The sequence below is a fragment of the Enterobacter cloacae complex sp. P14RS genome (assembly GCF_014895895.1).
Lineage (GTDB): Bacteria > Pseudomonadota > Gammaproteobacteria > Enterobacterales > Enterobacteriaceae > Enterobacter > Enterobacter bugandensis.
Genome location: NZ_JADBQM010000006.1, coordinates 372,400 through 387,438, shown reverse-complemented (window position 1 = coordinate 387,438; position 15,039 = coordinate 372,400). Strand labels below are relative to the sequence as shown.

Annotated in this window: 12 protein-coding genes and 1 tRNA gene; 4 read left to right on the top strand and 9 right to left on the bottom strand. The window is 56.3% G+C overall.

Annotation, left to right across the window (positions count from 1 at the left end):
• Nucleotides 1-1,761, top strand: coding sequence for an LPS biosynthesis-modulating metalloenzyme YejM (yejM, locus tag IM295_RS05880; RefSeq protein WP_136485351.1), 1,761 nt, complete (start codon nt 1-3; stop codon nt 1,759-1,761).
• Nucleotides 1,762-1,833: 72 nt separating this feature from the next.
• Nucleotides 1,834-1,910 (top strand) — tRNA-Pro (locus tag IM295_RS05875).
• 37 nt (nt 1,911-1,947) lie between these two features.
• Here IM295_RS05875 and IM295_RS05870 read toward each other — a convergent pair.
• Both IM295_RS05870 and IM295_RS05865 read right to left on the bottom strand, forming a co-directional pair.
• Nucleotides 1,948-3,135 carry an MFS transporter gene (locus IM295_RS05870; RefSeq protein WP_193066385.1) on the bottom strand — a complete coding sequence of 396 codons (1,188 nt, stop codon included), beginning with the start codon at nt 3,133-3,135 and terminating at the stop codon, nt 1,948-1,950.
• A 123-nt stretch (nt 3,136-3,258) separates the two neighbouring features.
• Nucleotides 3,259-3,519 (bottom strand): DUF2534 family protein, encoded by a 261-nt coding sequence (locus tag IM295_RS05865; protein WP_008500962.1) that lies wholly within the window; start codon nt 3,517-3,519, stop codon nt 3,259-3,261.
• A gap of 209 nt (nt 3,520-3,728) precedes the next feature.
• Between IM295_RS05865 and eco the strand changes: the two genes are divergently transcribed.
• Nucleotides 3,729-4,232, top strand: coding sequence for a serine protease inhibitor ecotin (eco, locus tag IM295_RS05860; protein WP_028013891.1), 504 nt, complete (start codon nt 3,729-3,731; stop codon nt 4,230-4,232).
• An 80-nt stretch (nt 4,233-4,312) separates the two neighbouring features.
• Here the strand turns inward: eco and mqo are convergent, their stop codons facing one another.
• Nucleotides 4,313-5,962, bottom strand: coding sequence for a malate dehydrogenase (quinone) (gene mqo, locus IM295_RS05855; RefSeq protein WP_028013892.1), 1,650 nt, complete (start codon nt 5,960-5,962; stop codon nt 4,313-4,315).
• A 188-nt stretch (nt 5,963-6,150) separates the two neighbouring features.
• Here mqo and IM295_RS05850 point away from each other — a divergent pair, with 188 nt between their 5' ends.
• Nucleotides 6,151-7,440 carry a SulP family inorganic anion transporter gene (locus IM295_RS05850; protein ID WP_045259768.1) on the top strand — a complete coding sequence of 430 codons (1,290 nt, stop codon included), beginning with the start codon at nt 6,151-6,153 and terminating at the stop codon, nt 7,438-7,440.
• Here the strand turns inward: IM295_RS05850 and mgtE are convergent.
• The 6 genes from mgtE to IM295_RS05820 all read right to left on the bottom strand — a co-directional run bounded on the left by mgtE (nt 7,403) and on the right by IM295_RS05820 (nt 14,769).
• On the bottom strand, nt 7,403-8,839 hold the full coding sequence (mgtE, locus tag IM295_RS05845) for a magnesium transporter (protein ID WP_193066428.1): 1,437 nt from the start codon (nt 8,837-8,839) through the stop codon (nt 7,403-7,405). The two genes, IM295_RS05850 and mgtE, sit on opposite strands and share 38 nt — an antisense overlap.
• A 147-nt stretch (nt 8,840-8,986) precedes the next feature.
• Nucleotides 8,987-10,630: a multidrug ABC transporter permease/ATP-binding protein gene (locus IM295_RS05840; RefSeq protein WP_041911987.1), complete on the bottom strand. Its 1,644-nt coding sequence runs from the start codon at nt 10,628-10,630 to the stop codon at nt 8,987-8,989.
• 69 nt (nt 10,631-10,699) lie between these two features.
• On the bottom strand, nt 10,700-11,356 hold the full coding sequence (gene alkB, locus IM295_RS05835; RefSeq protein ID WP_193052311.1) for a DNA oxidative demethylase AlkB: 657 nt from the start codon (nt 11,354-11,356) through the stop codon (nt 10,700-10,702).
• Nucleotides 11,356-12,414, bottom strand: coding sequence for a bifunctional DNA-binding transcriptional regulator/O6-methylguanine-DNA methyltransferase Ada (ada, locus tag IM295_RS05830; RefSeq protein ID WP_193066427.1), 1,059 nt, complete (start codon nt 12,412-12,414; stop codon nt 11,356-11,358). Before ada ends, alkB begins: the two co-directional genes overlap by 1 nt.
• 72 nt (nt 12,415-12,486) lie before the next feature.
• Nucleotides 12,487-13,542, bottom strand: a complete 1,056-nt coding sequence (apbE, locus tag IM295_RS05825) for an FAD:protein FMN transferase ApbE (protein WP_193066384.1) — start codon at nt 13,540-13,542, stop codon at nt 12,487-12,489.
• Between the two features lie 114 nt (nt 13,543-13,656).
• Nucleotides 13,657-14,769 carry a porin OmpC gene (locus IM295_RS05820; RefSeq protein WP_028013899.1) on the bottom strand — a complete coding sequence of 371 codons (1,113 nt, stop codon included), beginning with the start codon at nt 14,767-14,769 and terminating at the stop codon, nt 13,657-13,659.
• Nucleotides 14,770-15,039: the final 270 nt, after the last annotated feature.

Sequence of the window (15,039 nt, the reverse complement as noted above, 5' to 3'; positions counted from 1 at the left end):
ATGGTGACGAATCGTCAGCGCTACCGTGAAAAAGTCTCCCAGATGGTCAGCTGGGGACACTGGTTTGCCCTGTTCAACATTCTGCTAGCGACGGTAATTGGCTGTCGTTATCTGTTTGTCGCAGACTGGCCCACAACGCTAACCGGGCGTATCTACTCCTGGATAAGCGTTGTTGGTCACTTTAGCTTTTTGGTATTCGCCACCTATCTGCTGATCCTGTTTCCTCTGACGTTTATCGTCATGTCGCAGCGTTTGATGCGGTTCTTGTCCGCAATCCTTGCGACGGTGGGGATGACGCTGCTGCTTATCGACAGTGAAGTGTTCACCCGCTTCCACCTGCATCTCAACCCTATCGTCTGGGAACTGGTGATCAACCCCGACCAGAACGAAACGGCCCGCGACTGGCAGCTGATGTTCATCAGCGTTCCGGTGATCCTGTTGATTGAGATGCTGTTTGCCACCTGGAGCTGGCAAAAGCTCCGCAGCCTGACCCGACGCCGCCATTACGCGAAGCCCGTCGCCGCGCTCTTTTTCGTCTCATTTATCAGTTCGCATCTCATGTATATCTGGGCGGATGCGAACTTCTATCGCCCTATTACCATGCAGCGCGCTAACCTGCCGCTCTCTTATCCGATGACGGCCCGTCGTTTCCTTGAGAAACACGGCCTGCTTGATGCCCAGGAGTACCAGCGCCGTCTGGTCGAACAGGGTAATCCGGAAGCGGTTAGCGTGCAGTATCCACTGAGCGATCTGCGCTATCGCGATATGGGTCGCGGGCAAAACGTCCTGCTGATTACCGTCGATGGCCTCAACTATTCTCGTTACGAGAAGCAGATGCCTGCGCTGGCCGATTTCGCGAGTCAGAACGTATCGTTTACCCAACATATGAGTTCAGGTAACTCAACCGATGCAGGTATCTTTGGCCTGTTCTATGGCATTTCTGCCGGATACATGGACGGCGTGCTGTCTGCGCGCATTCCTGCGGCGCTGATCACCGGGCTTAATCAGCAGGGCTATCAGTTAGGGTTGTTCTCATCGGACGGCTTCAACAGTCCACTGTACCGCCAGGCGCTGCTCTCTGATTTCTCACTGCCTGCCGCGCAGAGCCAGTCTGATGCCCAGACCGCAAACCAGTGGATAAACTGGCTGCAGCGCTACGCGCAGGAAGATAACCGCTGGTTCTCGTGGGTGGCCTTTAACGGCACAACGCTTAACGACAGCAACCAGGCTGGCTTTGCGCGCCGCTATGGCCGCGCGGCCAGCGATGTTGACGCACAGATTGGCCGCGTGCTTGACGCGCTACGTGAATCAGGCAAGCTTGATAACACGGTCGTGATCGTGACCGCGGGGCATGGCGTACCGTTAGGCGACGAGACGAAGAGCATGAGCTGGTCACGTCCAAACCTGCATGTTCCGCTGGTGATCCACTGGCCGGGAACGCCGGCGCAGCGCATCAATATGCTCACAGAACATAAAGACGTCATGACGACCCTGATGCAGCGCCTGCTGCACGTCAGTACGCCAGCAAACGAGTATTCGCAGGGGCAGGATCTCTTCAGCGCCACGCGCCGCCATAACTGGGTGACTGCAGCTGACGGCAACACGCTGGTGGTGACCACGCCGAAGCTGACGCTGGTGCTGAACAGCAACGGGAACTATCAGACCTATAATCTGCAGGGTGAACGGCTGAAGGACCAGAAACCACAGCTGAGCCTGCTGTTACAGGTTCTGACGGATGAGAAGCGCTTCATCGCTAACTGATTAATAATAAACCAGTTAGCGACGGATTCCCTTGCATTCGAAACGGAATCGAGTAGTATTCTTTCTATGCGTCGGCACGTAGCGCAGCCTGGTAGCGCACCGTCATGGGGTGTCGGGGGTCGGAGGTTCAAATCCTCTCGTGCCGACCAAAAACACATTGAAAACCAGCCTTTTACGGCTGGTTTTTTATTTTGCCTCGTCCGGTGTTTTGCGCAGGTACACCAGCGTAACCAGGCAAATCACGGCTCCGGCATAAAACGTATATTCCGCGCCAAACGTTTCCCAGATGGCCCCGGCGCCCAGGCTGGCGACTAACAATCCCACGCCGCTAACCAGACTAAAAATGCCGTAGGCGGTACCGCGCAGATCCGCAGGTGCTGTTTTTGCGATCATTGCCGCCAGCAGCCCCTGCGTCATCCCCATATGCACCCCCCAAAGCGCAACGCCCAGAAGCATTCCAGCCCAGTGGGTGCTTAGCGCCAGCACAATATCTGCCCCAATCAGCATCACCAGGCCCCACTGCAGTAGTCGGGTGTGGCTCATCCCGTCCGATAACTTGCCAAACGGATAGGCTGAAAGGAAATAGAGCAAATTCATGGCCACCATCACCAGCGGGATCAGCGCCAGCGGCACCCCCGACTGCTGTGCGCGCAGGACAAGAAAGGCTTCACTGAAACGTGCGAGCGTGAAGATGGCGCCCAGGCCAATAACCCACCAGCAGCCTTTCCCGAGGCGCCTGAGGTTCTCTTTTTTGATGGGGTTCGTGCGTTTATGTTCGACGGGCGTTTTCGGCTCATGCAGGCCGAAGAAAAGCAGCGCCACGGCGAGCACGCCGGGGATCACCGCGATCCAGAAAATCGTGCGGAAATCATCGTTCCACAGCAGCATTAAGCCTACGGCCAGCAGCGGCCCGAGAAATGCGCCAACGGTATCCATCGACTGACGCAGCCCAAAGGCCGCGCCGCGAAGTTCCGGCGGCGTAAGGTCAGCGACCAGCGCATCGCGCGGCGCGCCCCGGATCCCCTTCCCTACCCGGTCGATTAAGCGTGCCCCCAGAATCATGCCCGACGAAGAGGCGATAGCGAACAGCGGCTTACTCAGCGCGCCAAGACCGTAGCCCAGCACCGCCAGTCCTTTACGTTTACCCAGGTAGTCACTGATGGCACCGGAAAAAACTTTGATAAACAGCGCGGTGGCTTCAGCCAGGCCTTCAATCAAGCCAATGAAAATCACGCTGGCTCCCAGCGTCGTGACCATAAACAGCGGCAGCAGGCTGTGAATGATCTCCGAGGAGATATCCATCAGCATACTGACCCCACCCACAACCCAGACGCCTTTCGGGATCCGGCTGAGCGTTGCAAACCGGGATAACATTGAACATCTCCTGCTTTATGTCGAACGACCTTGTTCGACACAGAATACCCTGGAAATGCGAATAAATATCATCACATATAAAAAAGCCAGCCCGCAGGCTGGCTTCTTATAGCAGGTGAATGCTCAGTGTTTTTCACGTCCGCCCAGGAAGAAAATGCCCAGCGGAATGGCCAGCAGAACGGTGAAGACAAGGCTGTAAACGAAGATCATCGCCGACTGCAGCACATACATGCTGGTAGTCCAGGCGGAGAGAGGAATGTTGTACTGTTCAATGACGCCAACAATGGTGGCCCGCCCGACGCACGCGGCGGCAATCATAAACACGACGAGTAGCGCCAGGAGGAACTTGCGGCCTTCAGGTGTTTTCAGTTTTGCACGAACCATCTCTCTTCCCTTTCACAGATGAATAACATTATCGATGGACTAAAATAACACGAACGCCCGTCACACTCCACACCAGTACAAACACCTGCCAAAACGGTTAATATTAAGTTTATTACGCTGCATATAATGAAAATGTAAGTAAATCACACCAATCATTCATACTCGTTATGTTAGTCTGTTCAGGACCGTTTTGACATAAAGGAATGACAATGAAAAACGCACCTAAATTTGCCATCGCGCTTCTCGCCGCCGCGTGCGTCAGCACCAGCGCTTTCGCCAGCGACGCCCAAAAAGCGCAGCCGCTGGAAAAAGTTGCACCCTATCCGCAAGCGGAAAAAGGCATGAAGCGTCAGGTGATTCAACTGCCGGTTCAGCAGGACGAAGCGAATTACAAAGTCGAACTGTTAATTGGCAAGACGCTGGAAGTGGACTGCAATCAGCATCGTCTGGGCGGCCAGCTGGAAAGCAAAACCCTGGAAGGCTGGGGTTATGACTATTACGTTTTTGATAAAGTGACCTCTCCGGTCTCTACCATGATGGCCTGCCCGGACGGCAAGAAAGAGAAGAAATTTGTGACGGCCTATCTGGGCGACAACAGCCTGCTGCGCTACAACAGCAAGTTGCCGATCGTGGTATATACGCCTGAAAACGTGGAAGTAAAATATCGCGTGTGGAAGGCAGAAGAGACGGTCGGACAAGCAGTAGTACGTTAAAAACAAGTCGGGTGGCGGCTTCGCCTTACCCGACCAACTAAACTAAAAACGGTAACAGATGTTACCGTTTTGCTTTTACCTTACAGCGCGATATCCGCAACCGGCTTGTTTTCTGGCTGAGGCTTCAGCTCCGCCTTCGGCGCAGCATCCGCAGCCTGCGGCTTCACGTACTGCAGCTGCAGCACGCGGCTGGTGTACTCCAGCTCTTGTTCCGTCGCATCCACGTTACCGTTCAGCTTCGTACCGTAGGATGGAATAATGGTTTTCAGCTTCGCCTGCCATTCCGGGCTGGCAACTTTGTCTTTAAACACTTTTTCCATCAGGTGCAGCATGATTGGCGCAGCGGTAGATGCACCCGGTGACGCACCCAGCAGCGCGGCAATCGTGCCATCCTTATCGCTCACCACTTCGGTCCCCAGACGCAGTACGCCACCCTCTTTCGGATCGCGCTTGATGATCTGCACGCGCTGACCCGCCTGCCACAGACGCCAGTCTTCTTTCTTCGCCTGCGGATAGTACTCTTTCAGCGCCTCGAAGCGTTCTTCATCAGAAAGCATCACCTGGCTAATCAGGTATTTCACCAGGTCGAAATTATCCAGGCCCACGTCCATCATCGGTTTGACGTTAGAGGTGGTAGTCGCGCTCAGCAGATCCCAGAGGGAGCCGTTTTTCAGGAACTTGGTTGAGAAGGTCGCGAACGGTCCAAACAGCACCACGCGTTTACCATCAAGCATACGGGTATCGATATGCGGGACGGACATCGGTGGCGCACCGACGGAAGCCTGACCGTACACTTTTGCCAGGTGACGGTTCACCACTTCCGGGTTCTCGGACACCAGGAACTGGCCGCCGACCGGGAAGCCCGCGTAGTCGTCAGCTTCAGGAATACCGGATTCCTGCAGCAGCTTCAGCGCCGCGCCGCCCGCACCGATGAAGACAAATTTCGCCTTAATGACGTGCTCGGCTTCATTGTTTTTCAGATCGGCAACCGTCACGCTCCAGCTGTTGTCCGCATTGCGCTTAAAGCCGCGCACTTCGGTGCTGAGCTGCAAATTGAAGTTATCTTTCTTCTTCAGGGACGCCACCAGCTGACGGGTAATTTCGCCGTAGTTCACGTCGGTGCCAATTTCGGTACGGGTTGCCGCCACTTTCTGGTTCGGGTCACGGCCTTCCATGACCAGCGGCGCCCACTCTTTAATCTGCGCGTGGTCTTCGGAGTATTTCATCCCGCGGAACAGGGTGCTCTGCTGCAGCGCAGCGTAGCGCGCGCGCAGGAAATTCACGTTTTGCTCGCCCCACACAAAGCTCATGTGCGGCACGGTATTGATGAAGGAGTGCGGGTCGTGCATCACGCCGCTGTTGACCTGGTGGGACCAGAACTGACGCGAGATCTGGAACGCTTCGTTGATCTCTACCGCCTTCTCGATACTAATGGAACCGTCCTTTTTCTGCGGCGTATAGTTCAGTTCCATGAGTGCCGAATGGCCCGTACCAGCGTTATTCCAGCCGTTCGAACTCTCCTGCGCCACGCCATCGAGGCGCTCGACCATGGTCATGGACCAGTCCGGCTGCAGTTCTTGCAGATAGGTTCCCAGCGTGGCGCTCATGATGCCGCCACCAATTAAAAGGACGTCCGTTTCCTGCTCTTTTGGTGCGTCTGCTTTCGCTGCCATTGAGACGGCGTTGAGCCCGACAGCCAGAGAAAAGAGCATGGCAGTCATTTTTTTCATAATTTATGCCTTAGTGTAAAAGTGCTTGATGCGTGGAAATTGCAGGTGAAAAAAGCTGCGTGGGCACGGTAACAACTTTTAAATATTGTTTAAAGGTTACGAAATTATTGTAATTGTGAAATTTAATGATGGATTGTTTGTAGGGGATTGCGGCGCGCAACTGGTATAAGGAGGAATTTATGGCTACTATGCTGCACTTTGTGATCGCGCGCACGGAAGCCTGCCCTAACCAGCGAACTGTTATGTCCTTACCTCATTCTGCCGTATCCCCTGAAGACAGTGTAGCCAGCGTGCTGCACTCCCCTAAACAACTGGCGCGTGAAACGCTGGCGGGCGTGATTACCGCTCTGGCGCTGATCCCCGAAGTGATCTCATTTTCCGTGGTGGCGGGCGTTGACCCGAAGGTCAGCCTGATCGCCTCCGTGGTGCTGTGTCTTGCTCTCTCCGTGCTGGGCGGTCGTCCGGCGATGGTCACGGCTGCGGCCGGTTCCGTAGCGCTGGTGATTGGCCCGATGGTGCATCAGCACGGGGTACAGTACATTCTTCCGGCCGTGCTGATGGCTGGCGTGATCCAGATTCTGTTTGGCGTGCTGGGCATGGCAAGGCTGATGCGCTTTATTCCCCAGTCGGTGATGACCGGATTTGTTAACGCCCTTGGCATTTTGATTTTCTTCGCTCAGGTGCCGCATTTCTGGAGCCGAAGCCCGCTGATTGTGGGCCTGTTCGTGCTGACGCTGCTGATTGTGCTGTGGGTGCCGCGCTATATTAAAAGCGTCCCTTCCCCGCTGATTGCGATTGTGCTGTTAACCCTTTTCACCGTCACCACCGGTCAGATCCTGCCGACTGTCGGTGATGAAGGCTCAATGACTGGCGGTCTGCCTGGATTTACCGAGCTGCTGGTGCCGCTTAATTTACAGACGCTGAACATTATCTGGCCTTGCGCGTTGAGTATTGCCTTCGTCGGTCTGCTGGAGTCCCTGCTGACGGCAAAACTCGTGGATGAACTGACGGTTACGCCTTCCAGCAAGCGTCGCGAGAGCATCGGGCTGGGCGTGGGGAATATCATGGCCGGGCTCTACGGTGGCATTGCGGGCTGCGCGATGATCGGACAAACCATCGTTAACGTGGAGATGGGGAAAGGACGAAGCCGCATTTCAACCATTGCGGCGGGCATCGTGCTGCTGCTCCTGGTGACGGCACTCAGTGAAGTGATGGCCAAAATCCCGATGGCGGTGCTGGCGGGGATTATGGCGATTGTTGCCGTCAAAACTTTCAGCTGGCACAGCCTTCAGCCCGCCACGATAAAAAATGCCCCGGTTGCAGAAACGGTAGTAATGCTGGTGACCGTTGCCGCCACGGTATCAACCGGCAATCTGGCGGTTGGCGTGCTGGGCGGGATTATCGTCATGGCACTGATCCCCGCCCGCATTAAGCGTCGGGTTAAAGCAGAAAAATCGTTGCCAGCCCAAGAAAAATAAAGAAACCGCCGGTATCGGTGATGGCGGTGATCATCACGCTCGACCCCACCGCGGGGTCGCGCCCCAGTTTGGTCATCGTCAGCGGGATAATGACGCCCATCATCGATGCCACCAGCAAATTCAGCACCATCGCCAGCATCATCACGCCGCCTAAGGCCATATCGTCATACAGCCACCATGTGATGCCGCCCATAATGCCGCCCCATACCAGGCCGTTAATCAGCGCCACGCCCATTTCCCTGAAGATCAGAAAGGCGAAGTTACCGGGCTGAATATTTTCCAGCGCCAGCGCGCGGACGATCATGGTGATGGTCTGGTTTCCGGTGTTGCCGCCAATTCCGGCCACAATCGGCATCAGCGAGGCCAGCGCCACCAGCTGCGAAATGGTGTGTTCAAAGCCGTCAATCACACGGGAGGCGATGAAGGCGGTACACAGGTTAATAGCCAGCCAGGCCCAGCGGGTTTTCACCGCCTTACCGACGGAGGCGTGGACGTCATCTTCGGCGCTGATCCCGCCTAGCGCGCGCAGGTCGTTATCGGTCTCTTCATAAACCACGTCAACGATTTCATCGATGGTCAGACGGCCCATCAGCTTGCCAACGGAGTCTACGACCGCCGCACTCACAAGGTCATCACGTTCAAAGGTACGCGCCGCTTTTTCCGCATCGTCTTCCGGGGAGAAGACCATCGGCTCGTTTTCCATCACCTCGCTCACCCGCTGCTGAGCGCTGTTGAGCAGGATGGTTTTCAGCTCCAGCTCGCCGAGCAGGGTTTTATCCCGCGAGGTGACAAACAGCTTATCGGTGTTGTCCGGCATTTTGCCCAGGCGGCGCAGGTAGCGCTGCACGGTACCGAGCGTGACGTCCGGACGTACCGTGATAACGCCGAACTCCATGATCGCGCCGACGCTGTTTTTCTCGTAGTGCAACACCTGACGCACGCGCGCACGTTCATCGGCAGGCAGAGAGGCCAGCAGGCGCCCGGTCAGGTTACGCGGCAGATGCTGTACAAGGTAAATCTGCTCGTCGATATCCAGGGTTTGCAGGGCGTCGAGGATATCCCGATCGCTCATCTCGTCGATCAGGTCATCCCAGACGTTTTCCGAGGCTTCAAGCAGAACCTGGCCGCGCTCGTGATCCTGTACCAGGCGCCAGAGGGCGTGACGCTCTTCCGAAGGAAGCGCTTCCAGGGTATCCGCCAGATCCGGCGGCGGTAAATGAGCAACCAGCGCACCTACCTCAGCAATATCGTCGGCTAAGGTGCCGACATCATATTGCTCAGCCAGGGTCAGTTTGCCTAATAGCGTAGACGTGACCGCTTTATCGGTCGTGAGAAGCCAGATGAGTCGCGCACGTTCCTGGTCACGCTGCCTGGCGCTGTTTTTCTTTAATACCGACATCAATCATAAATCCATTAAATGAGTTGAGACTAAGCATAGCGCGAGGATATGTAAATAAGAATAAACAGCGAGGCGGGATGGAGAAAAAAGCGGCATTACGGCCACGATTATCCCCTCTCCCACGGGGAGAGGGTTAGGGTAAGGGCATCAGGCCGTGCGCGCCACCGCGTCACGCGACGCCGCATCGCGCTCGTCGCCGGTCAGCTCGCTCAGCCTGCCGTCGCGCATCTCCAGCAGACGGTCGGCGTGAATGAAGTAATGATCGTCGTGGCTGATGGCGAAAATGGTCTTGCCCATCTCCTGCATCAGCGGCAGCAGCACCTGATAAAACTCGCGACGGAAGTGCGGATCCTGATCCGCCGCCCATTCATCCAGCAGGATGATGTCACGCTCTTCCGCCAGCGCCAGCAGCAGCGCCACGCGCTTCTTCTGCCCCTTAGAGAGCTTGAGGTTCAGGATTTTGCCGTCCTGGAGCTCCAGCTTGTGCGACATCTGCAGCTGCGCAAGCCATTTCTCAACCAGCGCCGGATTGGCCTGCTGCCCTTCCGGCCCCAGCAGCTGGTCAAACAGCCAGACATCGGTGAATACCGCTGAGAAAAGCTTGCGGTAATCCTCGGGTTTCTCCGCGCTCAGCGCCTTACCGTCCAGCAGGATCTCGCCCGACTGCGGCTGGTAAAGTCCGGTGAGCAACATCGCCAGCGTGGATTTTCCGCTACCGTTGCCGCCGATGAGGAACAGCAGTTCGCCGCGGTGAATCGTCAGGTTGACCGGTCCCACGGAGAAGGCGTTGTCCTGATAGCGGAACGTCACGTCGCGCAGCTCGAGGGTCTGCCAGTTCGGGAAGGCCTGCGGGCGCGGGAATTCAGCCTTAAATGGCGCCAGATCGAACTTCTTAAGCTTGTTAAACGCCACCTGCGCGCTCAGCAAGGTGGGCAATGCGCCGACGGCCGAGAGCAGCGGCGTACGCAGGAACAGCAGGGTCAGCGAGTAGGTCGCCGCCACGTTGGTGTCCGCCCAGCCCAGGCTGTTCGCCATCCAGAATACCAGGCCAATGGCGCCCAGCATCATAATGTTGGACCAGTTCACCGCGCTCAGGTGGAAGGTATCGGCGCGAATAATGTGGTGCCGGTATTCGCGCGCGTCCGGGATATAGAGGTTATTGAAGATATGCTCGGCACGCTCGCGGTTGAGGGTCAGCTCTTTGCGCCCTTCCAGTACCGTCTGGTAATCGTTATAGAGCTTATCTTCCGTTTCGCGCAGGACCGCCATGTGTTTATAGACGCGCGACACCAGCACGAAACCGCCCCAGATGGTGATGGCAATCCATACCGCGGTCACCGCCAGCATTTTGGTCGAAAGCCAGGCGAGATAGGCCGCCGAGCCAAAGGTCAGGATGATCCCCTGCACCAGCTCCGGCAGGCGGACAAACGCGATGGTAATCGCGCGCACGTCGCTGGTCAGCCCCGCCAGCAGGGAGGCGCTGCCGAGCTGCTCCACGCGCTCAACCTGCGTGTCGAGGATCCGCTTGATGAACTCGCTGCGCAGGCGGAAAACGAAATGGTGACCAAGCGCGGTCAGCGCCAGCTGAGAGCCGAGCGTAACCGCCATCAACAGCAGCAGCAGGCCGAGAAACTCCGGCAGAACCGAGAGTGAGGTATCGACCATTTCGATCAGCCGCACGTTTATAAACGCGATCAGGCCAATACCCAGCGCCGCGCTGGCAAGGCTTAAGGCCATTACGGCAATGAAGGGCCAGCGGTACTGACGCCAGACAAGAAGAAGTAGTTGCATGCAGGCAATCCGGACAATAAAAATCAGCCAGCAGTGTAAACTGCCCGGCGCGGACATCAAGAATAATTCTTATTTTTGTTTGTTCAATCCCGCCTGACGGAATGTAAGGTTAAATCGGTATTCGCCAGTAAGGGGATGAACCCCGGGCTTCAGGGGCTGAATGCCGTGATAGTACAGCCGTGACTCCCTGCCCCACACCACCACGTCGCCGTGCTCCAGCATAATGCGCCTGAGCGGATCGTTGCGGCGCAATCCGCCAAACTGGAAGACGGCGGGCAGACCCAACGATACCGAGACGATGGGCGCGCGCAGATCGGGCTCATCTTTGTCCTGATGCAGCGAGAGCTTCGCACCGATGGCGTAGCGGTTAATCAGGCAGGCATCCGGCCGGAAGTCAGGGTAATCTGCTGCAACGGCAGCCTCGTGACAAAGCGCCTGAAACACCGCAGGCATGGGAGGCCACGGACGGCCGGTCGTGGGATCGTTCGGGGCATACACATACCCCCGTTCGTTCGTCGCCCACCCCAGTTCGCCGCAGTTGGCCATGGCCACCGACATGGTGTAGCCGCCCGGCGTCACCATATGGCGAAACGGTGAAACCGCCGTGACCTCTTCAATACCGGCAAGCAATGCCGCCGCACGGGAGAGTGCAAAGCGGCGCAGGATCGCTGCCCCGGGCGCAAGCGGCTCCTGCCACGGTTCAGCATCCGCAAAAAGATCGAGCATTATCCCTCCCGGCGTTTCGCCTCACGTTTCAGTAATAGCGCTTTTCGCGCCGCCCCCCAGCGATAGCCCGACAGCGCGCCGTCGTTGCGGACCACGCGGTGACAAGGGATCACAATCGCCAGCCTGTTTGCCGCACAGGCACCCGCGACGGCACGCACCGCGTTGGGCTGGCCAATCGCCTTCGCCACCTGCTGATAGCTGGCCGTTTCCCCGCAGGGGATGTCACGAAGGGCCTGCCAGACCCGCTGCTGGAACGCGGTGCCGCGTATATCCAGCGGCAGCGCCAGCGGCACCGCGTGGTTATCAATACTGGCAATGACCTGGCTGATACGCTGGGCAAAGGCATCTTCCTGCGGGGCATGCTCCGCGTTTGGAAACAGCGTCGCAAATTCTTCTGCCAGTTTGGTATCGTTGTCGCCCAGCAGTATCGCGCAAATTCCCCGCTCGCTTTCCGCAACCAGGCAGCGTCCCAGCGAACAGTCGCCGATGGCGTAACGCACCGCCACCTCGCCTTTGCGGTACTGCTTCGCCGTCATGCCCAGCGCATCGTTGGCTTTGCGGTAATAGCTGCTGCTGTCGGGAAAACCTGCCGCCAGCACGGCATCGGTAATTTTGTTTCCCTGCGCAAGCGCCGCGCGCAGACGCTGCCCCCGCGCCGCCTGCTGCCAGGCTTTTGGCGTCATCCCGGTGAGGGACTTAAACAGCCGGTGGAAATGGAAAGGACTCATGGCGACCTGCTGCGCCAGGCCTTCAAGCGTCAGCGCGGGATCCTGCTCCAGAAGGCGACAGGCGCGCTCCACTTTCGCCAGCTTTTGCTGATTCGGATCGCGTTTGTCCGGCATGCAGCGCTTGCACGGGCGAAACCCTGCCTGAACGGCATGCTGGACATCGGGATAAAAGCAGACGTTTTTACGCAGCGCGTGACGGGCGCGGCATGACGGGCGGCAGAAAATCCCCGTCGTCTTCACGGCAAAGACAAACCGATCGTCAGCGCGCGGATCGCGAGCCAGAACGGCCTGCCAGCGATCCTCATCATTCATATAGGTTGGATTTTTCATCATCAGCTCCTCTTACAAGCATACCTTTAGCGTGCCCGAGTGCCAGTGATAAAAAACCCGCAACCTTGCTTTTTAATTTTTGTCGCTCACCAGGAAGCTGTTGAACTGCGGCGAGCTCCAGGTTTTGAACCCGTCGCCCTCTTTAGTGATCATATAAACCGCCAGCCCTTCCTGACGAACCACCTCTTTGGCTTTTTCCGGGCCGAGAACCATTAATCCGGTATCCCAGGCGTCGGCTTCCAGCGCAGTGGGGGCAATCACGGTCACCGAGACCAGGTTATGCGTGATGGGACGTCCGGTCAGCGGATCGATCACGTGCGAAATACGCTTCCCGTCGAGCTCGTAATAGTTACGGTAGCTCCCGGAAGTGCTGATACCGTGCCCGTTAATATCCACAATGGCCTGTACGGCGTTTTGCCGATCGGTCGGTTTTTGAATCGCCACGCGCCACGGTTTACCGCTGGCGTTCATGCCCCGGCTGACTAACGCGCCGCCCACGGAGACCAGGTAGCGCGATATCCCTTCCTGCGTCATCAGCGCGGCAAGGTGATCCGCCGCGTAACCTTCACCTACCGTCGACAGATCGACAAACAGGTCGGGGATATCTTTCTGCAGATACTGCTGGCCGTACTGGTTGATCACCGTCAGATGCTTTAGCCCTGTCCGGGCGCGGGCATCATCAATGGCCGCCTGATCGGGTGTGGTATCCGGCTGTTTGTTCGGGCCAAACCCCCAGAGATTGACCAGAGGCCCGACGGTGACATCCATCGCGCCGTTGGTTTTATATCCCACGCGCATTGATTCGGTGACGATATCGGCCATCGCTTCGCTCACCGGCCACAGGGAGGTACTGGTGGAAAGATTGAAGCGCATCAGCGCCGAGTCATTTTTATAGGTTGAGAGCAGCTGGTCGTCGGCGTCCAGCTGAGACTGGATTTTACCGCGAAGTTCATCAGCGCGCGTTTTATCCAGGCCCATCGCGCTGACGCGCCAGAAGGTGCCCATCGTTTTGCCTTCGAGCACCGTCGCGGCGGGTGCATCGGTTTTCGCCACGGGCGCGGAATCGTCACACGCGGTCAGGAAAAAAAGCATAGCCAGAAAGCTGGCGCGTAAAAAAGTCATGTCCATTCATTATTATCCTCATGCCAGGGCGGCAAGAGTACACCAAAACGGTTGCATTGTGAGGCCAAAAAAAAGCACAAAAAAGGGGCCTTCAGGCCCCTTAGTCACACGATGACGCGATTAGAACTGGTAAACCAGACCCAGCGCGACGATATCATCAGTGCCGATACCGGCCTGACGGGTGAACTCATTTTCATCAACCAGGTTGATTTTGTAATCCACGTAGGTGGACATGTTTTTGTTGAAGTAGTAAGTCGCACCCACATCAACATATTTCAGCAGATCCTGATCGCCGTAACCTTCGATGTCTTTACCTTTGGACTGCAGGTAAGCCACGGATGGACGCAGGCCGAAGTCGAACTGGTACTGAGCAACCACTTCGAAGTTCTGCGCTTTGTTAGCAAAACCGTAAGCGGTAGTCGGGCTGCTGCCGTTAGAGGTACCGAAGCGGGTTGCGTTGTAGGTCTGAGAGTACTGCGCAGCCAGGTAGATGTTGTTGGCATCATATTTCAGGCCGCCAGAATAGACTTCTGCGTGATCGCCGTTACCGTAAACGCCCGGTGCGTTCTGGTCAGCGGTACGTTTGGAGGAGGACATCGCACCACCCACGCTGAAGCCTTCGCCCAGGTTATAAGTTACGGATGCACCGTAGCCGTCGCCGTTCTGTTTCAGCAGGCTGCGTCCACCGACGTTTTCGCCGCTTACGCTACCGTTTTTACCCTGATACTGCAGCGCAAAGTTCAGGCCATCCACCAGACCAAAGAAGTCCTGGTTACGATAGGTCGCCACGCCGTTAGCACGAGACTGCAGGAAGTTGTCTGAGCCGTAGGTATCGCCGCCAAATTCTGGCAGAACGTCAGTCCAAGAAGTTACGTCGTAGATCACGCCGTAGTTACGACCGTAATCGAAAGAGCCCGCTTCAGCGAATTTCAGACCAGCAAACGCCACACGCGTCCAGGACTGGTTGTCGCTTTCAGTCGTGTTGCCCTGGATCTGGTATTCCCACTGGCCGTAACCGGTCAGCTGATCGTTAACTTGAGTTTCGCCTTTGAAGCCAAGACGCATGTAGGTCTGGTCGCCGTCAGCACTCTTGTCGTCAGAGAAATAGTGCAGACCATCAACTTTGCCGTACAGATCTAATTTGTTGCCATCTTTGTTATAAATTTCGGCCGCATTTGCTGCGCCTGCTACCAGCAGTGCTGGTACCAGGAGGGACAGTACTTTAACTTTCATTTTATTAACCCTCTGTTATATGCCTTATAATTGCCACTGCTTACTGGTTAACCCTCATTAACCAGTCGGCAAATTCATTCTCCGCAAAATTACAGAATAATCCAATGCGAATATGATACGAAAACTTTGAAGATGTTTCATTTATCCATCAACATGTTTCAGAATGTAAATGAAAAGGAACTTTTACAAAGCACAAAAAGCTTAGAAATTTAGCACTTATAATCAAAACGAAAAATGACCCAATACATATCAAAGAGTTAAAATAAAAAA

Excerpts from the sequence above, each read along its gene's own strand:
- ada (WP_193066427.1), bottom strand. The coding sequence starts at position 12,414 with ATGAAAAATCCAACCTATATGAATGATGAGGATCGCTGGCAGGCCGTT.
- IM295_RS05865 (WP_008500962.1), bottom strand. The coding sequence starts at position 3,519 with ATGGTTCGTGCAAAACTGAAAACACCTGAAGGCCGCAAGTTCCTCCTG.
- alkB (WP_193052311.1), bottom strand. The coding sequence starts at position 11,356 with ATGCTCGATCTTTTTGCGGATGCTGAACCGTGGCAGGAGCCGCTTGCG.
- mgtE (WP_193066428.1), bottom strand. The coding sequence starts at position 8,839 with ATGTCGGTATTAAAGAAAAACAGCGCCAGGCAGCGTGACCAGGAACGT.
- eco (WP_028013891.1), top strand. The coding sequence starts at position 3,729 with ATGAAAAACGCACCTAAATTTGCCATCGCGCTTCTCGCCGCCGCGTGC.
- IM295_RS05820 (WP_028013899.1), bottom strand. The coding sequence starts at position 14,769 with ATGAAAGTTAAAGTACTGTCCCTCCTGGTACCAGCACTGCTGGTAGCA.
- IM295_RS05840 (WP_041911987.1), bottom strand. The coding sequence starts at position 10,630 with ATGCAACTACTTCTTCTTGTCTGGCGTCAGTACCGCTGGCCCTTCATT.
- mqo (WP_028013892.1), bottom strand. The coding sequence starts at position 5,962 with ATGAAAAAAATGACTGCCATGCTCTTTTCTCTGGCTGTCGGGCTCAAC.
- yejM (WP_136485351.1), top strand. The coding sequence starts at position 1 with ATGGTGACGAATCGTCAGCGCTACCGTGAAAAAGTCTCCCAGATGGTC.
- apbE (WP_193066384.1), bottom strand. The coding sequence starts at position 13,542 with ATGGACATGACTTTTTTACGCGCCAGCTTTCTGGCTATGCTTTTTTTC.
- IM295_RS05850 (WP_045259768.1), top strand. The coding sequence starts at position 6,151 with ATGCTGCACTTTGTGATCGCGCGCACGGAAGCCTGCCCTAACCAGCGA.
- IM295_RS05870 (WP_193066385.1), bottom strand. The coding sequence starts at position 3,135 with ATGTTATCCCGGTTTGCAACGCTCAGCCGGATCCCGAAAGGCGTCTGG.